Genomic DNA, 19,536 nt, shown 5'->3' with positions numbered 1-19,536 from the left:
CGCCGACCAACCGCACCAGCAGCATCCACCATCAACGCCGCAGCCGGCAACGTCGCAGCCGCACTCCCCAACAACGCCCGACGCGAAATCGTCCTACGAGAAACCACAACAGCCTCCAGACGCACATAAACCAACAGAGCTAGGTAATGTTTCCGTTAGGAGCTTGACATTGCTCCATATTGGTCGCTGGCTTTCATCAACCCAGCAAATCCGGGCCGAACACTTCCTCCCGCATGGGCGCCATCATCACAGGCTGCCCACTAGCTCTAGACCTTTCAGCAGCGATGCCGACGAGTACCGACTCGATTCCTTCCTTCAGTCCCGCGCGACTTCCCTCCGCACTCCGCCCAGTTACGGCGTTCCAGAAAGCTTCCCGAATAACGCCATCTCCGCCGTGGTGTCCGTTGGAGGGAGCGTCGACCGGAATCTCCTCACGGGTCCATCCGTTACCAACTCGGGCCGGCCGATCTACGAATATCCTGGACTCATCGATGTCGCCGCTCAACGATCCGTCGCTACCGTAGATCCTGATCCTTCGGGTTGGCCGTGGCTGTCCTATGACAGCGGTTAACGTGCAGATCGTTCCTTGCTGGTACTCAACCATTACCGATTGGTGATCGGGCGAAGCTATATTTGCTTGGTAAGGAGACGAATCTTCCGCGACGAAAAACATAGCTTCGAGGCTCTTATCGCCGTAATCCATGTTGTTTCCGGGAACCTCCACAGCGGCGAACCGTGGGTGCTGTTCACTCGCCGGCCGCGGAACAAAGTGCGTACGTCTACCTATTGAGAACACCCGTTCAGCCTTGGCACCAACGAGCCAGTTGAGAATGTCCAGGTCATGGCAGCATTTCTCAACAATGAACCCGCCAGACATGGCGTCGTTCTTGCGCCACCCCGAATGTAACGCGTTCGTCACATAGGTTCCTACATTCTCATCAGCGTCAATCGCGAGGATCTCTCCCAGAGAGCCGGCATCGATGAGCTGCTTAATCTTCTCGTAGAAGCAGGTGTAGCGGAGCACAAAACCCACGAATACCTGCGTTTCCGGCCGCTGCTGGTACACATTCCAGAGCCGAGCGCACTCCTCGACGCTGACCGCCACGGGCTTTTCCAGGAGCAACCGAATGCCGCGTGACATGACCTGTTCTGCATCCTCGGCATGTACCGAGTTCGGTGACGCGATCACCACCGCGTCAAGCGGCCCGTCAGCCAACATCGACGCCGAATCACCATAGTGCTGTGGAGTCGAACCCGGGCAGATGAGTTCCTCGAACTTTCGTCGATTACTTCCGTTCGGATCGGCTAGCGCAGCAACTTGCACCTCGGCTCTCAACTCATCGCTCAAGGATCGGAAGTATGAGGCCGCTCGCTTACTGGTGCCAATGACTCCAACTCGCGCGGCCAAGGTTCCAACTTCACTGTCCGACATCTTGCCCCTGCTCCTTGCATTCATCTTTGGCAGCCTGTTCAGCTGTCACTGCTTGATCCACACACCCTTGGTGCTCATGACACTCGTGTGGAACCAAGGCTTGAGGTTTTGCACGCGAGGCTTGACCAGCAAGAAGTAGCCACCCCATAGAGCGGGGATGCTGACGTAAGACTCGTCCCGGGCGATGGCGGCTTCGATCGCCAGAGAAGTCCTAGCTTCTGGGTCCGTCTGAGCCAGGGCTTCGCGGGCCAACTCCACCGCCTGCTCGACCTCCGGGTGCCGTTTGCCATCTAGCTTCGCGGCGATCTGCGCGGTGTCTACGTCCGCACCGAGTTCATCGAGGATGTCGTCGACAGCCTCAGGCGGTGAGAGATTCATGCCATACGTCCGGATGGGCTGCAAGTTGTTATAAGCCGCACCCACAACCGTCGGCGGCTGAACTGAGTTGTTCGTCACCATGAATCCGACATAGTCCTCCGGATGTACCGGAACGTTGAGTTTCTCGGAATAGACCCCTAGCTCAACGATGTCGAGTACGACGTTTAGCCCGAGGTTCTTACGCCACATTTCGGCGATAGCCTCCACCCAGGGGCTGGTTTGAAAGTCGAGTATGGTGATGGTGGGCATTCCCTCGCCATCGGGATATCCGGCTTCGGCGAGCAGGTTCTGAGCGGCCTCAAGGTCATACTCGACGCCAGGGACCTCATCCGACCCTTCGACATCCCCCGGCACGAGCGACTTGCCCGGTATCGCCGGCTTACCTACCCCGCCAAGCGCTTCGCGGTCGACCGCTAAGGCCAGTGCCTTGCGTACCTTGATGTCGTGCAGTGCTGGATGCCTGCTGTTCAACGCGATTAGGTGACGGTACTGGTTGGTCCCTGAGGACATCAGCTCGTCGGCGACATCAGAGGTGGTAACCGCTTCGAGGTCATCTTCGATGCGGCCGGTGATGTCAAGGTCACCGCTCTGATACGACAACAGATCGGCGGTTGTGCCACCGTCATTGAAGGTGATCTCCCACCGGTCGATGTAGTAGTTGTCCTTGTCCCAGTAGTGGTCGTTGGGCAACAGCACGGCGCCCAGGTTGACCCGGAACTCGTCGAGGACGTATGCGCCGTTACTGACCCAGTTCTCTGGGTCCAGCCACCCGTCGCCCAATCGCTCAACGGTGGCGGGATGTAGAGGTAGCGCCCAGAATTGCGATAGGTAGATCAGGAAATCCGGATCCGGCTTCTCCAGGGTGAGCTCGAAAGTGGCATCGTCGATAGCCTTGGCTCCGACGCTACTGAAGTCATCGATCTCTCCGTTCATATAGTCGGCTGCACCAACAACGGAGATACGGTCCCGGTTATACGATGGACTCGACTCGCCGGCAATTCCCGGCGTGAGAATACGTTTCCAGTTCCACTCGAAATCGTTGGCGGTCACCGGATCGCCGTTGGACCATCGCGCTTCGCCCCGGAGATGGAAGGTGTAGATCAGGCCATCGCCGGAGATGTCCCAGGATTCGGCCACACCAGGAACAACCTGGATCGGGTCGTTGGCGTCCGCGACGACCAAACCCTCCCACAGTCCGATCATCATGATCTGCCCGAAGGAGTAATTGGCGTTGACGGCGGGATCAAGGAGTGTCACCGGAAGCATGGACTGACGCAGGGTCCCGCCGCGCTGCGGCTCGTCCCCGCTCCCCCCAGCACCGCTGTCGTCGTTGTTGTCTGCGCTACCGCCGTCGTCGCTACCGCCGAATCCGCAAGCAGCACTGGCGGCTGCTGCGGCGGCGAGCGTCGCGGCAAGGAAGGTACGTCGGCGAATGGGCTCCGATGCCCCGCGCACGGTGGTGGCTCGTGTCATGCTTGCGTCAGCCCTTTCTGTGTCAGAACCTGTGGTTTCGCGAAGTCGTCTGCGCTCCGCTTGGTGCGCACCCAATGCCCTGCGGTGATCTCAACCAGGTCGCCCTCCTGTTCGACCGGGACGCGGTCTAACGCCGCGGTCACGCCTGACCTGGGTGGAAGTTCAGCCCTGATCGGCAACACCGCGGCGAGCAAGGCTTGTGTGTACGGATGCTGCGGGCGGGTGAACAGCGTGTCGGTGGAGGCAACTTCGACGACGCACCCGTTGGCCATGACGATCGCCCGATCGCATAGCCGCTGGGCGACCGCGAGGTTGTGGGTGATGAACAACATCGACAAGCCCAACCGCTCTTTCAGGTCTTGCAAGAGCTCGAGTACCTGGGCCTGGATTGACACGTCGAGCGCGGAGGTGGGTTCGTCACACACCAAGAGAGCCGGTTCCAAGGCCAGTGCCCGGGCGATCGCTACGCGTTGTTGCTGGCCGCCGGAGAATTGCCGGGGGTACTGGTCAGCTCTGGACTCGGGGATTCCAACCATGGTGAGAAGTTCGAGCGCCCGCTCACGCCGCCACGCTTTCGTGCCGACCTTGTGCACACGTAACGGCTCAACAACGTTCGCGGCGACGGTTTGATGCGGCAGCAACGAGCCGTAGGGGTTTTGGAACACCATTTGCACCTGCCGTCGCCACGCCTTGAGACGCTTCCCCGAAAGGCGCAGAACATCCGTGCCGCCGAAGGTGATGTCGCCGGCGGTTGGTTCGGTGAGTCGGGTGATGAGACGCGCGAGGGTCGACTTTCCAGAGCCGGATTCCCCGATGACGCCGATGGTTTCCCCCCGAGGAATGGTGAGGCTCAGATCGGTCACGGCGGTCACGTCGCCACCACGACCATGGAAAACTTTCGCCAGGTCCCGTACCACCAGCAACTCAGCTTGGTCACCACCTACGCCGGGCGAAGGATGGGCGAGCGCCGTCGTGGCGGTAACGTCCTCCACAGGGTCGTCGTCGATGTCGTTCTCGCCCACTGCGGTGGTGACGTCGAGGGCGGTGTCCAGCAGATGCTGGGAATATCCGTGCTGCGCGGCACTGATGAACGACCGCATGGACGCGTTCTCGACCACCTGGCCGTGCCGCATAACAACGATGTCGTCGCAGAGATACCTTGCAACGCCGAGGTCATGGGTGATCATCACGATCGCCAGCCCGTCCCGCCGTAAGTCCTGCAACAGATCCAGCACCTGGCGTTGCACGGTCACGTCTAGCGCGGTTGTGGGCTCGTCCGCGATCAACAACTTGGGCCCTGCGACGATCGCCATCGCGATCATCGCCCGCTGACGCTGCCCGCCGGATAGTTGGAACGGATACATTCGGATCCGTCGCTCCGGATCGGGAATCCCCACCCGATCAAGCGCATCTACCGCCCGTCGCCTCGCCTCGGCGCCGCTTGCTATGCCGTGCCAGCGAAGGTGTTCGGTCAGCTGAACTTTGAGTGTCCGGGTGGGATTAAGTGCGGACATGGCGTTCTGGAAGATCATTCCGATTCCGGTCCCACGTATCCGCCGGAGATCAGGCTCGGGCATACCGACGAGGTTGCGGCCCTCGAACAGTGCCTCACCAGTGACGTGTGCGGTATCAGGAAGTACGCCGAGCATGGCCCGCATCGACACTGTCTTCCCGGACCCAGATTCTCCGACGATGGCCACCGACCCACCGGCCGGCACCGACATTGACAGTCCAGCGACGACCTCGGTCGAATGGGCAGAACGGGGCTTGGTAAACGACACTCGCAAATCGGACACCGACAACAACGCGCTCTCCCGGGGTTCCGGGACGCATGCGGCTCCCGTTACGTTGGCGGGTGCGGCGGCATGGGCGGAGGTCATGCGGAGTCCTCCTCGGATGAGTCGAACGCATCCCGGAGCCCGTCGCCGATCCAGGTGAACGCCAGCACGGTAAGGCTGAACAGGGCTAATGGCGCGGCGATCAGGTGTGGGTGGGCAAGGACGTAGGTATAGCCGTCGACGATCATCCCGCCCCATGAGGGTGTCGGCGGCGCTACACCGAGGCCGAGAAGGGCGAGGCCGGATTCGGCGATGATCGCTCCGGGGATGGCGAAGCTCGTCGTCACGAGAAGCGGACCGACCGCGTTCGGCAGGATGTGACGCACCGTGATCGCCACCCCACCGGTGCCGATGGACCGGGCAGCTTCGACATACTCGAAGTTCTTGATCTTCAGCACTTGGGCGCGGACCAGGCGGGCTTGGGTTACCCACCCGGCGATCCCGATCGCGAGGATGATCGCGAAGACGGTCCGGCCCATGATGACGACGAGCAGGACCGAGAAGAGGTAGGTCGGGAACGCGTACATCACGTCGGTGAACGACATCAGCAGCGATTCGGTCCTCCCGCCGCGCCAACCCGCCCACAGGCCGATGACCAAGGCGACGAGTAGCGCTACGAGTTCGGCGGCGAATCCGATCATCAGTGCTGTCCGCAACGAATACAGCATGCGGGAGAAGACGTCGCGGCCGAGCTGGTCCGTGCCCAGCAGATGCCCGTCGGTCAGCGGGGCCAGGAGACGCCCGGTGAGGTCCTGCTCCGTGTAGGACATCGGCGCCAGCCACGGCGCCCCCAGCGCCACCACGATGAGGACACCCATGAAGATCAAGCTGCCGAATGCGAGCTTGTTCCGTTTGAACCTGGCCCAACCCCGCCCGAGTTCGCTCTGGGCGCTCTCGTGGTTGGTCGAGCTGTGCGGATCAACGGGTTCGATCGGCTCGGTTGTGGTCGCGGTCATCGACGCACCTCCGTACCATCAGCGGCTGAAACGTCCGGTGAAGGTGTCTCGCTGCCCCCACCGCCATCATCACGACCGCCCTGTGTACGGCTGTCGACCAGCTGAGAAGCCGGTAGGAGTCCGGCGCGACGTGGCCGTCTCCATCTGCTGCTGGTGCGTTGCTGATGCCGGATCCGCGGATCCAACAACCCATACACCAGATCAACAATCAGGTTCATCACCATCAAGATCAGGGCGAAAAACAACGTCGTCCCCATCAACAACGGCATATCCCGCGTCCGCGCCGCCAACGTAAACAACCGACCCAACCCCGGAATCCCCAACAACACCTCCACAAACACCGTGCCAGTCGCCAACGCCGCAAAAATCGGCCCCACCACCGTCACCAACGGAATCAACGAATTCCGCAACACATGCCGCACCAACACCGTCCGACGCGACCCACCCTTAGCCAGCGCCGCCACCACATACTCATCCCGCAGCGCCTCCAACATCGACGAACGCACATACCGCGCCAACATCGCCGTCGGCTGCACCGCCAACGCCACCACCGGAATCACCATGTACTCCGGCCCAGCCCACCCCCGAACCGGCAACCACCCCAACCCCACCGAAAAAACAAGAACAAGCACCAACGCAAACAAATAACCAGGCAACGCCTGAATCGTCGTCAACGTAAAAATCGACCCATAATCAGCAAGCTTGTCCTTCTTCACCGCCGCCACCATCCCAATTGGAATAGCCACCAGCAGCGTCAACAACGTCGCCGGAACCGCCAACGACAACGACACCAGAAAGGCCTCGCCCATCAGCTCTTCCACCGACGACTGGGGGTACTTAAACGTCGGCCCCATATCCCACTGCACCAGACCAGTCATAAACCGCGCATACTGCTCCCACGCCGGCACCTGGTCGCCATACCGACTCGCCAGACTGTCACCACCACCATCACCCGACGTCTGATCTCCTAGCGCCGTCGACCCCACCTCAGCCAAATCCGAAAACGATCCCGGAACCAGCTGCAACAAACCGAACGTAATGATCGACACCGCAATCAGCGACAGCACCAACCGCACCAACCGTCGAGCCACATAAGCCAGCACAGTCACGCACCTTTCCGAATGACGACGGGCAGCGAGCACAGCAACCGGCGAAGCTCACCGCAACTCACGGATGCTGCCGCTCACGCCGTCCTGACGCATCGAGGGCTAGAGCCGGTCCTTCACGTTGGCGTCGATGCTACGAGATACAAACGCTTGCCGCAATAGCTGCAAGTTGCGAATCTGTCACGGCACCTTGGCGCATTCACCAGCGATGGCCAAATGGCAAGCGCATGTCAACGGTGGGCCGCCTCTGGATGCGACGACGCGACAACCGAGGGCTCACGCACCCATAGCTCTTGTGCGTCGCAGATTCAGGTGGTAGCCGACGACGGTATCCAGCGGCCGCCGACCACGACGCCCCACGGCACGAATCCCGGATCGAACACGGCCAGGTCGGCGTCCATACCAACGGCCACCGCCCCTTTCCGGTCAGCTACCCCGGCTATCGCCGCCGGGCGGCTCGTCGCCATCGCTACCACCTCCGGCAGCGGCCATTCAAGATCGTCATGCAGGTGGGTCAGCATCCGTGGCAGCAGCGATGTGCTCCCGCCGAATGCGTCGGCGCCGACTACCACACCGACCCCGTCGGCGACCTCACATTCAACCGTTCCCAGGCGGTACCTGAACCCTGCGGGCATACCGGTGCCCGGCGTCCCGTCGGAGACCACGATCAGCCGCTCGCCCAAACAGCGCCGGGCTATCTCCAGAAGCTCGGCCGGCAGATGGCGCCCGTCGGCGATCACCTCGGCGGTCAGCCCGGTCGACGCCAGGGACGCTTCGAGCAGCCCTGGCACTCGCCACGGGCCGCGCCTGGTCAGCCCGGTCTGCCCACTCCAGAGGTGGGTGACGTGGGAGAGGCCATCCGCAACTGCCCCGGCGAGCTCGTCCACGGTGGCTTCGCTGTGCCCGGCAGCAACGACGATGCCCGCCGTGGCCAGCTGGGTTACCGCGGCCCGGGCGCCGGGCAGTTCGGGCGCCAGGGTGATCATGCCGACGACGTCGCGCCGCTGCACGAGAGCCGCGACGTCGGCGTCGGTGGGTGCACGTAACACCGCGGGATCATGGGCGCCGCATTGGCCGGCCGCGAGGAACGGTCCTTCCAGGTGGACTCCGAGCAGTTCAGCGCCGTCCGCGGGGCCAGCAGCGGCGCCGATGCGGTCGATCCGGTGGAGGAGCTCGGGCAACCCGGCCGACACCAGGCTCGCCTGCACGCTGGTCACCCCGGACCGGGCAAAACCTCGCAGCATCGCCACGAGCGCCGATTCATCGTCCAAGTGATCGAACGAGTATCCAAAACCCCCATGGACATGCAGGTCCACGAGGCCAGGTGTGACGAGTCGCCCACCCACGTCCACCACCGTCGCCGCATCACTCCAGGGGGCGGAGTCTCCCGGCGGGGCCGGATACGGGACGAGATCAGCGATCCGGCCATCCCGGACGTGTACGGCTACGCCGCTGCGCACCTCGGCCGGGGTGACAATGAGTCCGCCGGTCAGGACTAGTTCGTCCGGAGAGTCCGCGACGCTAGTGTGTCGACGACGTCGCGGCATCGATCATTCCTGCCGAGTCCGGCTCGAGGAACAGCCTCGCCTGCGGAGTCCGGCGCAGGATCGTGGCCGGGCAGGCCGTACTCACCTCGTCCCGCAACGCCCGCGCCACTGCTGCGGCCTTCCGCTTCTCCGGCGCGCATATCTGAACCTGCCGGGCCGACAACAGGGCCGGGATGGTGAGCGAGATCGCCTCAGCCGGGACCTCGTCAAGGGTGCCGAAATGCCCTTCGCCCACCTGTTGCGCGCGCGATTCCGGCTGCAACGTGATCACCCGAACCCATCGGTCGTCGTCGAAGCGGGCGTCGAACGGTTCGTTGAACGCCAGGTGCCCATTCTCCCCGATTCCCATACACACCAGGTCGAGGGGCGCCGCCCGCAGCGCCTGCTCATATCGATCACATTCGGCCTGAACGTCGGCAACGTCGCCGACGATGTACTCAACGTCTCGTGGCGCGAACCGGTCCTCGACCCGTTCGCGGATCCAACGCCGGAAACTGGCCGAGTGGCCGGCGTCGATGCCGACGTATTCATCCATGTGAAACACCGTCACCCGGTCCCACGGCACGTCGTGGTCGGCCAACGCGTCGGTGAACGCGAACTGCGAGTTACCGGTGGCGATCACCACTCGGGCCGAACCACGTTCCGCCACCGCGGCGCGGAGGATATGGGCCGTGTTCGCCGCGGCGGCTCGCCCCATCTCCACCTCCGATGGGTATACCTCGACATCGAGGTCCTCCGCACGAAACCGCTGAACCGCCTTGGACAAGGTCCCTCCCGAGATCCGAGCTTGCCAACAACTGATTGCAACAATACTGCAAGCGCCTTCATTGCGCATATTCGGCCAAGATACGCTGATATCAGGCATGGATTCGGGTCACACCACCGTTGGCGATGAACCACGAGCGGCCACAGGGTGCACGAACTTGCAGCAACGCTGCACCATCCTGGGCCAGCGCACTCGGATCGTTTAGACTCACCTGAGGAACCGGTTTCTCACCGACGAGCGCCTCGCGAGCGGCGATACACATAGGGAGTGTCCATGCCATCCGAAACCCGGCTGCTACGGCTTCGCTCAGACGATTCCGTCGTGGTGACACTCGACGCCCTGGAGCCGGGAACGGCGTTGCCCCTCGACAACACCGCCCTCCTCTGCCGGCAGCCGATTCCGGCCGGCCACAAGGTCGCCGCCATCGACATTCCGGCCGGCGCACCAGTGCTCAAGTACGGCCAGGTGATCGGCTTCAGCACCCAAAACATCACTGCGGGCGAACACGTCCACGTGCACAACCTGGCCTTCTCCGACCTGCCCGAACGTGGTGTGACCAGTGGCGTCGCGAACCCACTCCCAACCGTGAAACCGCAGACGTTCCAGGGGATCGTCCGGGCCGACGGACGAGTCGCCACCCGCAACTACGTCGGCATCATCACGTCGGTCAACTGCTCCGCTACCGTGGCCAAACTCGTCGCGGATCGGATCCGCACGTCGGGGCGGCTCGCCGACCACCCGAGTATCGACGGCGTCGTCGCCATCACCCACCAGACCGGCTGCGGACTCGCCGACGACGGCGAGGGTCTACAGCTGCTCCGGCGCACCCTGTCCGGGTATGCACACCACCCCAACTTCGGCGCACTTGTTGTCATCGGCCTCGGCTGCGAAGTGAACCAGATCGCCGAACTCGACCTACCCACCACCACACCGGTGGTCGGCCTCACCATCCAGGAAGCGGGCGGAACCGCCGCCGCCGTGCGCGCCGGCGTCGAGGCCATCGAGGCGCTGCTCGACGGCATGGTAGTTGAACGCCAGCCGGTGTCGGCCGCGGAGCTGATGCTGGGTCTGGAGTGCGGCGGCTCCGACGGATACTCCGGGATCACCGCCAACCCCGCTCTGGGGGTGGCCGCGGATCTCCTCGTCGCCCACGGCGGCACGGCCATCCTCGGCGAAACCCCGGAGATCTACGGCGCTGAACATCTGCTCGCCGAACGTGCAATCAACGACGACGTCTCCCGGCGGCTGCTCGACCGAATCAGCTGGTGGCGCGAGTACACCGCGAAACATGGCGGCACCCTCGACAACAACCCCTCCCCCGGCAACAAAGACGGCGGCATCAGCACCATCCTGGAAAAATCACTGGGCGCGGTCGCGAAGTCCGGCTCGTCGCCACTGACCGACGTGCGGCTCTACGCCGAGCCGGTCACAACCAAGGGTCTGGTCTTCATGGACACCCCGGGGTATGACCCGGTGTCGGTGACCGGGATGGTGGCCGGCGGAGCCAACGTCGTCTGTTTCACCACCGGCCGTGGCTCGGTGTACGGCTGCAAACCCGTGCCAAGCCTCAAGCTCGCCACCAACACACCTATGTACCACCGGATGTCGGAAGACATGGACATCAACTGTGGCATCATCGCCGACGGCCTCATCAGCGTCGATGAGATGGGCCAGCAGATCTTCCAGCGGATCCTCGCCACCGCCTCCGGCAAGCTGACCGCCAGTGAAGAACTCGGCCTCGGCGACGAGGAGTTCGCCCCCTGGCAGCTCGGCGCCGTGATGTGAGCGTTCAGACCCCGCCACTGGCTGTGATGGAGGTCACAGTCGGCAGCTGAAAACTCATAATGTTAGTGTCTAACATTATGAGGATGGCGACGTCACGACATGAGCGCACGCACACGCGATTGATCGAGCATGCGTTGGACTTGTTCGAGGCTCAGGGTTTCGAGCAGACGACGGTTGCACAGATCGCCGCGGCGGCAGAGGTCACCGAGATGACGTTCTTCCGGCATTTCTCCAGCAAAGAGTTGGTCGTCCTCAACGATCCGTATGATCCGGCCATCGCGGACGGCGTCGCTGCACAGCCCGCGGACCTTCCCGCTCTGGTCCGCGCCGTGCGTGGCGTACGCCGCGCACTGAACGGGTTGCCTGAAGCGGATGTGGAGCGGGTACGGCGCCGGGTCAGGATCATCGCGGGCTCGGCGGCGTTGCGCGCGAGTAGTGCAGGCGTCAACGCGGCCACTGAAGCTCGGATCGGTGACCAGCTCATCGCCGACGGCGCGCCTGCACTGGTTGCCCGGGCCGCGGCGGCCGCGGTGCTGGCGGCGCTGACCGCCGCCCTGTTCGAGTGGGCCCGCGACGAAAGGCTGACTCTGCCTGCGGCGATCGACGGCGCGTTGCGCACCCTGGAAGGCGACGATGGCTGACCGGCTGAACGTGCAAGGGGCGTTGCGGGTCTTCGGACCGGACGCGGGTCTATTCGGCCTCGATCTAACCGTCGCTGCCGGTGAGGTGCACGCGCTGGTCGGCCTCAACGGAGCAGGCAAAACGACACTGATGCGCGCGATCCTCGGAATGCTCCGGCTCACCGGCGGAAGCGTGGAGATCGACGGAGTGCCCCTCGCCCGGCTGTCGAACGACGCCTGGCGTCGGGTTGGGCATCTGATAGAGCACCCGTTCGCCTACCCCGAGCTGAACACCCGCACCAACCTCGCCCTCGCCGCCCGCCTGAACGGCCTTGAGCCTTCAAACGTGCGTGATGCCGTAGACGCCGTGATCGCGGAACTGGACCTCAGCCGCTACACCGCTGTCACCGCGCGTCGGCTCTCGCAAGGCAATCGGCAGCGCCTGGGCCTGGCCGCAGCGCTCCAGCACCACCCCACGCTGATCGTGTTGGACGAGCCGACCAACGCACTCGACCCCGCCGGGGTGATCCGGCTTCGAGAGACGCTGCTTCGGCGCGCCGCCGATGGGGCCGGGGCGCTGGTGTCCAGCCACCACCTCGACGAGGTCGCCCGGATCGCACGCCGCATCTCCGTGCTCAACCACGGCCAGATCATCGGCGCCCTGGAGACCGACATGCCGGACCTGGAACGGGCCTTCTTTGACCTGGTCCGCGCCGACGACGAACAGAGACGATCGTGAGCCTCATCGCAACCGCGGTCCACGTCGAACTGCGCAAAGCCCTCGCCTCCCGGGTCTTGCGCACCACCACCATCCTCGTTGTCGTCGGCATCGCCGTGCTAGCCACCGCGCTGGTAGCCGCAGCCCAGGCCGGCGACGAGCAGATTCTCGCGCAGCTTGGGCCGCTCGCCGACGAGACCGGCTGGAGTCTGCTGACCGGTGTCACTGCTCAGATCACCGCGGCCGGAGCACTACTCGCCTTCGGTGTAGCGCTGAGCTGGACGTTTGGCCGCGAGTTCACCGACGGCACGATCACCGGGCTGTTCGCCCTGCCCGTGTCTCGACCCGTAGTCGCTCTGGCGAAGTTGTACATCCACATGCTCTGGACCGCCGCCGTCTCCCTCACCCTGACCATGCTCATCCTCACCGGCGGGCTCGTCCTCGACCTGGGTTCCCTCGACAGCGACGCGTTATCGCAGCTCATCCGCCTGTCGGTTCTGACGATTCTCGCCGGGATGCTGGCGGCTCCAGCCGGCTGGGCCGCGACACTCGGCCGCGGACCACTGCCCGGTATCGCCGTCACCCTGATGATCCTGGTCGCCGCACAGGTCACCGCGATCGCAACGCCCGACGCCGCGGCCTGGATACCACTGTCCGCGCCAGCCGTGTGGGCACTCGAGCCTGGCACCGTCCACGCCGGACAACTCGCCATGGTCGCGATCGTCCCGATCACGTTCGCCGCGCTGACCTGCATCTCGTGGCGACGGCTGCAACTCGACCGATAGCCCAACCCCAACTCCACGGACAAGCGCCCCAACCCCGACTAGAAGGCAAATGAGTTGAACGGCTCCGGGTCCACACGGAACAGCCGCGACAGGGTGGCTACGGCGTCCGCGCGGTGTGGGTGAATGCGCCCCGCCGATGCGAGTAGCGCGGCCGACGCCCCGCCGAGGTAGAGGGAGCCGAGGGCCGGAACATCCAGTGTGAGGTCCGGGCTGGCATTCGTCGGGGTGCAGGTGACGGAGCCGGCGACGTCGTACGTCCGGGCTTCGAGCGCGGTTGGCACGTCGAGGAGCCGGACCCACAGGTTGTCGGATTGCCGGGTGACGCGCAGGGCGGGGGGATTACGGAGCATCCAGCGAAGGGGCTCGTCCGCCGGACGGGCCACCGCCACGATCCGTTTGGTCAGGTCGAAGTCGAATAGCAGCTGCCAGAGGGCGCGGTAGGCCTCGATGGTGGTGGACTGCAGCGCAGTGGCCCGTCCGTGCCATCCGCGTCGTCGGACAGGCTCGCCCACTGGCCGGTGCGCGGCGACAACTCCCCTACCCGGTCTCGACGCGCCGCGTCGTGGACCGCTGGCCACGTGTCGTTCCGATGGAGCTCGCGTCCCGGCTTAGCTCGCGCAAAGAGTGGAACAACGAACCCGCCGCCCACCGCCTCTCCCATGATCATGAACACTTTACCGGGCGATAGCCCGGCAAAGTGTTCATGATCATGAGGTCAGCGGGGGCGGGTCACCGTGCGGCGGTTCATCGCCGACCAGATGTCGTGGAACCGCGCCGCGGCCTCATCCTGTTTGGGTGTGAGGAGGCTGACGACGACGAACACCACGGCTCCGGTCAGCACGCCCCACACGACGGGCTGCAAGCCGGCCACCGTCGGGTACCAGTTGAGGAAACCGGCTACGACGACGGCTTGTGCACTCAGCGCACTGGCGATCGCACCCCATTTGGTGGCCCGACGCCAGAAGATCGCCCCGACGAGCACCGGGTAGAAGCCGGCGAAGCCAGAGACCGCGAACGACGCCACGTCGAAGACACCCGGTAGATCAAGCAGCGACACGGCATAGGTGATGGCCAGCATCACCAGGACGAATACCCGCGCGTAAGTGACCTGCTTCTGTTCGTTCGTCCGCCAGTATCGGGCGACGACGTCGCGGCTGAGCATGTTGCTCAAGGTGAGGATCTGCGCGTCCATCGACGACATGACGATCGCCAGCAGCGCGACCAAGCCGAACGCGCTGAGCCAGACCGGCAGGTATTGTGCGGTCAGCATGAAGATGATCGAATCGGCCGCCGGGCCTTCCAGGCCGGGGATGAGGGTGGCGCCCCAGACTCCGAGCAAGATGGCGGGTATCCAGGTGAGGATCATCGCCAGCGGGTAGGCGACGCCGGAGAAGCGCAGGTCACGTCCGGATTGGGCGCTGACCATCCGGATCCACACGTAGGGCAGCCCAAAGGTCATCAGGGCAAAGCCGAGGAAGCCGCTGATGGTTCCGCCCACATCGGTTGGCGCCGACCATGACCGCACGATGAGATCGGGCCGCTCCCGCAGGCCCGAGCCGAGCTCGCCGATCCCGCCGAGCACGACGGGCAGCAGGATCACCGCCAGCACCAGGAAGGCCATGAAGAAGGCGGTTTGTGCGGTGTTGGTCCAGGCCGTACCTCGCATGCCGCCGGCCCAGGTGTAATAGCCGACGACGACGGCGACCGCCAAACCACCGACCCAGTAGGGCACCGTGCCGTTGGTGAAGTTCTCCAGGGCCCGGCCACCGCCGATGACCCCGGTCAGGATCAACGGGATCGTCCAGGTGACGAAGCCGAGGAACAGGATGATGGCCAGCCCGTCACTCTGAAACCGCTCCCGGTAGAACTCGACCGGTGAGACGATGCCAAACTTCTTGGCCACCAGCCAGCAGCGATAGCCGAAGTAGAAGGACAGCGGCATCGTGAACATGATGGCCCCGAGAAACATCAGGCCGAAGCTGATGCCGCGGTGGTAACTCGAACCCGCCACTCCGAGCATGACGAGTGCGGAGACGTTCGTGCCGAAGATCGAGGCGAAGAGCACCCAACGGCGTAGTCCTCGCCCGGCGAGGAAGTACTCCTCCGGACCACTGCCGGAGCGGGCTGCTGCGGCGCGGCCCAGAAACACCATCAAGGCGATGAAGACGATGGATCCCGTCAGCACCATCCCGGTTTGCGACATGAGGGGACCTCCGGTGGCAGGAATCTAGACAGGGGAAGAGAGCAGGTGACGTGGGGTCGGCAAGAACTACTGGTCAGTCGCGGGCCACAGCAGCGCGAAGATCGCCCACAGGGCACCTGCGGAGATCACGCCATAGGCGATGAAGCAGGCTAGTTGGAGCGGTATGGCTCCAATGACGGTCTCGGCCACGGGGCCCGTCGCCACCACGGCGATCCAGGGCAGCGCCAACATCATGACCGCGATCATGCTGGCGAGTACGGCTCGACGGCGGAACCGCCGCCCCGCCTCGCCAGCGGACAGTTCCGGACTACGCGATGATCGGTCTAGCACTACTGCCTCCTCATTGAGGGCCTGTTCGTGGGCAGGCTCGTGCGACGGTGCATCAACACAGTCAGCCGATGGTGAAGGGATCCCGGGTGTCGCCGCTGAGCTCGACCCAGACGGATTTCGTCTCGGTGTACTCGTGCAGGGCTTCCCGGCCGTTCTCGCGTCCTTGGCCGCTGTGCCCGAATCCACCGAAGGGTGTGTTGAAGGAGACGACGCGGTAGGCGTTGATCCACACCGTCCCGGCGCGGATCTGGCGGGCTACCCGGTGCGCCCGGTGGACGTCACGGGTCCATACGGCGGCGGCCAATCCGAATCGGGTGTCATTGGCCAGGGCGACCGCTTCACCCTCGTCGGCGAACGGCAGGACCGCCAGTACCGGGCCGAACACCTCGTCGCGGACGATCTCGTCGTGGTTCTTCACGCCGGTCAGAATGGTGGGCCGGACGAAGAGTGGCCCGGCCGGTGCGGGCTCGTCGCCGCCATGAACGAGGGTGGCCCCGGCTGCTCGTGCCCGCGAGATGAAACCACGGATCTTGTCCCGTTGCATCTCGTTGGCCACCGGGCCGATGTGGGTGCCCGGATCCATCGGGTCGCCGAGGGTGAGCTGGCCGACCCGGTCCGCCACCCGGGCGACGAGTTCGTCGTGGATGGTGTCGGCTACCAGCAGCCGCGACCCGGCCATACAGGATTGGCCGGACGCGGCGAAGATCCCAGCGAGTACCCCGTTCACCGCGGCGTCCAGGTCGGCGTCGGCGAAGACGACGTTGGGCGACTTGCCACCCAACTCCAGCGTGACACGGGCGTGGTTCGCCATAGCGGTAGCACCGATCCGGGCTCCGGTGTCGGTGGCTCCGGTGAACGCGACCTTGTCCACGTCCGGATGCTCCACCAGGGCGGCACCAACCTCGGCACCCCCCGTGACGACGTTGAACACCCCTTTCGGGAAACCGGCCTCCTCAATCAGCCGAGCCAGCTCGAGCGTCGACGCTGGGGTGTACTCCGACGGTTTCGCCACCACCGTGCACCCGGCTGCCAGTGCCGGCGCCACCTTCCAGGCGAGCAGCAGCAGCGGACTGTTCCACGGCGTGATCGCCGCCACCACTCCGACCGGCTCCCGACTGGTGTAGACGAGGAAGTTCGGCCGGTCGGCGGGAACGACCGAACCTTCCAGTGTCTCGATGGCACTCGCGTAGTAGCGGAACCACTCGGCGGTGTAGCTGGCCTGCGCACGCATCTCTTTGAGCAACTTGCCGTTGTCGGTGGTCTCGACGACGGCCAACCGCTCGGCATCTCGCTCCACCAGGTCACCCAACCTACGCAGCAGCCGCGCTCGCTCCTGGGCGGTGGTCTGGCGCCACGGGCCGTCGAAGGCCGCTCGGGCGGCGTGCACCGCGGCGGCGGCGTCTCCCGCCGTACATTCGGCGACGGTGGCCCACCGCTGTCCGGTGTAGGGGTTGTAGCTGTCCCGGGTGGCGCCGTCAGCGGCCGGCCGCCACGTTCCGTCGATAAAACAGTGGTAGGACCGGACATCGGTCGAGGTGGGCACGGTTCCTCCCTGGGTGGGGCTCACGGGTGAAGCACAACCTTGATGACAGGTTCGGTCTTGTTATGGGCCAACGAGAACGCCTGTGCCGCGTCGGCCAACCCAAACGTGTGGGTGACCAGCGCGGCCGGATCGATCCGGGCGGCCTCGATCAGGGCGATGGCGGCTTCATATTGTCCTTTGCCGCCGTTGCCACCGATGCCATGCACGGTTAAGCCACGGGCGACGACGGTGGCCACGTCGAGTGAACCGATACCGGCGGCGATTCCCACGTTGGCCAGCTGGCCATACTTCCGCACCAGCGACGGCATCAGCTCGACGGTCGCGGCGACGCCGGCGGTCTCGATCACCGCGGCCGCGCCGTCGCCATTGGTCAGCGCGTGGACAGCAGTAGTGACGTCGTCGGCGTCGGGATCCACCGTCACTTCGGCGCCATAGGCGCGGGCGAGGTCGCGGGCCTCTGGACGTGGGTCGACGGCCACCACCCGGGCCCCGGCGAGGACGGCGATCCGGGTCTGCCCGAGCCCGATCGGCCCTTGGCCGAGGATGACCACCCACTCCCCCATGGCTAGCCCGAGCCGGCGCTGAGTGTTGATGGCGACGGTGAATGGCTCGAGGTTGGCCGCCGCGTCGAAGCCCACGGACGCTGGCAGGACAGCAACGTTGGACGCGGGCACCAGCAGGGACTCGGCCAGACAGCCGTCGGACCAGAGCCCGATCAGCCGCTTGTTGGCGCAATCGCTGAACTGTGCGTGTGTACAGGCGCGGCAGTCCAAGCACGGAAAGGACGGTTTCACCGCCACCCGATCGCCGACGTCTACGGTCGCCACGTCCGGCGCCACGGCGGAGACGATACCGCTGCAGTCGTGGCCCGGGATCCGTGGATACTCAACTGGTAGCCGGGCGTCGTACTGGTGGACGTCGGTGCCGCACAGGCTGGCCGACCGGACGGCGATAACTACATGGCCAGCTCGCGGCTCCGGGTCTGGCCGGTCGACGATTTCTACCTGCCGCGGCCCGGTGATCTGGCATACCCGCATAGCGCCTCCCGGCGAATGGTTCGTGGTATGTTCTCTTAAGCGGAACAGCGTTCGTTTGAACGAAACGTGACGCTGACTGTAGCCCCGGCCGCCACCCCCGTCAAGACACGAGGAGGATCCGGATCCCCGATGGACACCACTCCCGGACCTGACCGCACCCCCGCTCCCCGGCCACGCGATCCGCTCGCCCGGGCATTCCAAATACTGAGCATCATGGTGGAGTCCGACGACGAGTCGTTCGGCGTCCGGCAACTGGCCAGCCGCCTCTCGGTGAGCGCCAGCACCGCCCATCGACTCCTCAACGACCTGGAGAAGCTCGGCCTCATCGCCCGCACCGCGGATGCCAACTACCAGGTCGGCCACGAGTTCTACCGACTTGCCTGGGCGGCCACCGCCCGGTTCCCGCTACGCCAGGCCGCCCGCGAGCCACTTCGAGACCTGGCCCGCGCGTCGGGTGAGACGGCCTTTCTCGGCGTATACGACGACCTCCATCACCAGATGATGTTCGCCACCTGCGTGGAGTCTCGCCACCCACTGCGCTACGTCGTCGAACTCAATCGGTGGATGCCACTGCACGCCGGAGCGAGCGGCCATGCGATCCTGGCCCACCTCCCCCCGGCCGTCCGCGCCGAGATCACCAGTGCGGACCGGCTCGAACCGATCACCGACGCCACCATCACCGATCCGCAGCAGCTCGACGCCTCCCTCGCCGAAGTCCGCAAGCATGGCTACGCGATGTCGCGCGGGCAGCGGATCCCCGGCGCACTGGCCATCGCCGCGCCGGTCTTCGGCCCCCACGGTGGCGTCGTCGGCGACATCGGTATCACCATGCCCGACGGACGGTTCGACCCCACCCAGGAGGCAACCCTCGCCACCCAGGTCGTCACCGCTGCGGCGACCGCCACCACCCGCGTCGGCGGCACCACACCGGAGCACACACCTTGACGAGCGGCGCCGGCCACGGATATAAACCATTCCGTTGAACCGAATGACTGTTTCGTTTAACCGAACAGAAGGGC

General features: G+C 64.8%; 17 protein-coding genes. 5 read left to right on the top strand and 12 right to left on the bottom strand.

The window, feature by feature from the left end:
• Nucleotides 1-196: 196 nt before the first annotated feature.
• The 7 genes from G8760_RS19345 to G8760_RS19315 form a co-directional block, all read right to left on the bottom strand.
• Nucleotides 197-1,432: a Gfo/Idh/MocA family protein gene (locus G8760_RS19345; RefSeq protein ID WP_166354155.1), complete on the bottom strand. Its 1,236-nt coding sequence runs from the start codon at nt 1,430-1,432 to the stop codon at nt 197-199.
• Nucleotides 1,433-1,477: 45 nt separating this feature from the next.
• On the bottom strand, nt 1,478-3,283 hold the full coding sequence (locus G8760_RS19340) for a peptide ABC transporter substrate-binding protein (protein WP_166354153.1): 1,806 nt from the start codon (nt 3,281-3,283) through the stop codon (nt 1,478-1,480).
• Nucleotides 3,280-5,163 (bottom strand): dipeptide ABC transporter ATP-binding protein, encoded by a 1,884-nt coding sequence (locus tag G8760_RS19335; RefSeq protein WP_166354151.1) that lies wholly within the window; start codon nt 5,161-5,163, stop codon nt 3,280-3,282. Before G8760_RS19335 ends, G8760_RS19340 begins: the two co-directional genes overlap by 4 nt.
• Complete coding sequence (locus G8760_RS19330) at nt 5,160-6,077, bottom strand: ABC transporter permease (protein WP_166354149.1); 918 nt, start codon at nt 6,075-6,077, stop codon at nt 5,160-5,162. The genes G8760_RS19335 and G8760_RS19330 overlap by 4 nt, the downstream gene beginning before the upstream one ends.
• Nucleotides 6,074-7,180, bottom strand: a complete 1,107-nt coding sequence (locus G8760_RS19325; protein ID WP_207782514.1) for an ABC transporter permease — start codon at nt 7,178-7,180, stop codon at nt 6,074-6,076. Before G8760_RS19325 ends, G8760_RS19330 begins: the two co-directional genes overlap by 4 nt.
• A 311-nt stretch (nt 7,181-7,491) precedes the next feature.
• Nucleotides 7,492-8,730 carry an N-acetylglucosamine-6-phosphate deacetylase gene (locus G8760_RS19320; protein WP_166354145.1) on the bottom strand — a complete coding sequence of 413 codons (1,239 nt, stop codon included), beginning with the start codon at nt 8,728-8,730 and terminating at the stop codon, nt 7,492-7,494.
• On the bottom strand, nt 8,705-9,496 hold the full coding sequence (locus G8760_RS19315; RefSeq protein ID WP_166354143.1) for a glucosamine-6-phosphate deaminase: 792 nt from the start codon (nt 9,494-9,496) through the stop codon (nt 8,705-8,707). Before G8760_RS19315 ends, G8760_RS19320 begins: the two co-directional genes overlap by 26 nt.
• Nucleotides 9,497-9,769: 273 nt before the next feature.
• Between G8760_RS19315 and G8760_RS19310 the strand changes: the two genes are divergently transcribed.
• The 4 genes from G8760_RS19310 to G8760_RS19295 all read left to right on the top strand — a co-directional run bounded on the left by G8760_RS19310 (nt 9,770) and on the right by G8760_RS19295 (nt 13,404).
• Nucleotides 9,770-11,281, top strand: a complete 1,512-nt coding sequence (locus G8760_RS19310) for a UxaA family hydrolase (protein WP_166354141.1) — start codon at nt 9,770-9,772, stop codon at nt 11,279-11,281.
• Nucleotides 11,282-11,364: 83 nt separating this feature from the next.
• On the top strand, nt 11,365-11,922 hold the full coding sequence (locus G8760_RS19305; RefSeq protein ID WP_166354139.1) for a TetR/AcrR family transcriptional regulator: 558 nt from the start codon (nt 11,365-11,367) through the stop codon (nt 11,920-11,922).
• Entirely contained in the window at nt 11,915-12,640 is a 726-nt protein-coding gene (locus tag G8760_RS19300; RefSeq protein ID WP_166354137.1) for an ABC transporter ATP-binding protein, read from the top strand. Before G8760_RS19305 ends, G8760_RS19300 begins: the two co-directional genes overlap by 8 nt.
• Nucleotides 12,637-13,404, top strand: coding sequence for an ABC transporter permease (locus G8760_RS19295; protein ID WP_207782513.1), 768 nt, complete (start codon nt 12,637-12,639; stop codon nt 13,402-13,404). The genes G8760_RS19300 and G8760_RS19295 overlap by 4 nt, the downstream gene beginning before the upstream one ends.
• A 38-nt stretch (nt 13,405-13,442) precedes the next feature.
• On the opposite strand, the gene G8760_RS19290 is transcribed toward G8760_RS19295, so the two are convergent.
• From G8760_RS19290 to G8760_RS19270, 5 genes are all read right to left on the bottom strand, one after another.
• Nucleotides 13,443-13,916, bottom strand: coding sequence for a sterol carrier protein domain-containing protein (locus G8760_RS19290; RefSeq protein ID WP_246222613.1), 474 nt, complete (start codon nt 13,914-13,916; stop codon nt 13,443-13,445).
• A 203-nt stretch (nt 13,917-14,119) separates the two neighbouring features.
• Nucleotides 14,120-15,607: a sodium:solute symporter family protein gene (locus G8760_RS19285; RefSeq protein WP_166354135.1), complete on the bottom strand. Its 1,488-nt coding sequence runs from the start codon at nt 15,605-15,607 to the stop codon at nt 14,120-14,122.
• 66 nt (nt 15,608-15,673) lie between these two features.
• The gene (locus tag G8760_RS19280; RefSeq protein ID WP_166354133.1) at nt 15,674-15,937 is read right to left on the bottom strand and encodes a hypothetical protein; all 264 of its coding nucleotides are present in this window, start codon (nt 15,935-15,937) and stop codon (nt 15,674-15,676) included.
• A gap of 61 nt (nt 15,938-15,998) precedes the next feature.
• A complete protein-coding gene (locus G8760_RS19275; RefSeq protein WP_166354131.1) occupies nt 15,999-17,480 on the bottom strand; it encodes an aldehyde dehydrogenase in 1,482 nt (493 codons plus the stop codon).
• A gap of 20 nt (nt 17,481-17,500) precedes the next feature.
• The gene (locus tag G8760_RS19270) at nt 17,501-18,517 is read right to left on the bottom strand and encodes a zinc-dependent alcohol dehydrogenase (protein WP_166354129.1); all 1,017 of its coding nucleotides are present in this window, start codon (nt 18,515-18,517) and stop codon (nt 17,501-17,503) included.
• Between the two features lie 129 nt (nt 18,518-18,646).
• Here G8760_RS19270 and G8760_RS19265 point away from each other — a divergent pair, with 129 nt between their 5' ends.
• Nucleotides 18,647-19,462 carry an IclR family transcriptional regulator gene (locus G8760_RS19265; protein WP_166354127.1) on the top strand — a complete coding sequence of 272 codons (816 nt, stop codon included), beginning with the start codon at nt 18,647-18,649 and terminating at the stop codon, nt 19,460-19,462.
• Nucleotides 19,463-19,536 lie beyond the last annotated feature (74 nt).

The sequence above is a fragment of the Phytoactinopolyspora limicola genome, assembly GCF_011320225.1.
Taxonomy (GTDB): Bacteria; Actinomycetota; Actinomycetes; order Jiangellales; family Jiangellaceae; genus Phytoactinopolyspora; species Phytoactinopolyspora limicola.
Note: the sequence above shows the minus strand (reverse complement) of the source record. Positions and strands in the feature narration are given on the sequence as shown.

Bases quoted from the DNA above. Each gene is read 5' to 3' on its own strand.
- G8760_RS19345 (WP_166354155.1), bottom strand. From the start codon at position 1,432: ATGTCGGACAGTGAAGTTGGAACCTTGGCCGCGCGAGTTGGAGTCATT.
- G8760_RS19340 (WP_166354153.1), bottom strand. From the start codon at position 3,283: ATGACACGAGCCACCACCGTGCGCGGGGCATCGGAGCCCATTCGCCGA.
- G8760_RS19335 (WP_166354151.1), bottom strand. From the start codon at position 5,163: ATGACCTCCGCCCATGCCGCCGCACCCGCCAACGTAACGGGAGCCGCA.
- G8760_RS19330 (WP_166354149.1), bottom strand. From the start codon at position 6,077: ATGACCGCGACCACAACCGAGCCGATCGAACCCGTTGATCCGCACAGC.
- G8760_RS19320 (WP_166354145.1), bottom strand. From the start codon at position 8,730: ATGCCGCGACGTCGTCGACACACTAGCGTCGCGGACTCTCCGGACGAA.
- G8760_RS19310 (WP_166354141.1), top strand. From the start codon at position 9,770: ATGCCATCCGAAACCCGGCTGCTACGGCTTCGCTCAGACGATTCCGTC.
- G8760_RS19305 (WP_166354139.1), top strand. From the start codon at position 11,365: ATGGCGACGTCACGACATGAGCGCACGCACACGCGATTGATCGAGCAT.
- G8760_RS19300 (WP_166354137.1), top strand. From the start codon at position 11,915: ATGGCTGACCGGCTGAACGTGCAAGGGGCGTTGCGGGTCTTCGGACCG.
- G8760_RS19285 (WP_166354135.1), bottom strand. From the start codon at position 15,607: ATGTCGCAAACCGGGATGGTGCTGACGGGATCCATCGTCTTCATCGCC.
- G8760_RS19270 (WP_166354129.1), bottom strand. From the start codon at position 18,517: ATGCGGGTATGCCAGATCACCGGGCCGCGGCAGGTAGAAATCGTCGAC.
- G8760_RS19265 (WP_166354127.1), top strand. From the start codon at position 18,647: ATGGACACCACTCCCGGACCTGACCGCACCCCCGCTCCCCGGCCACGC.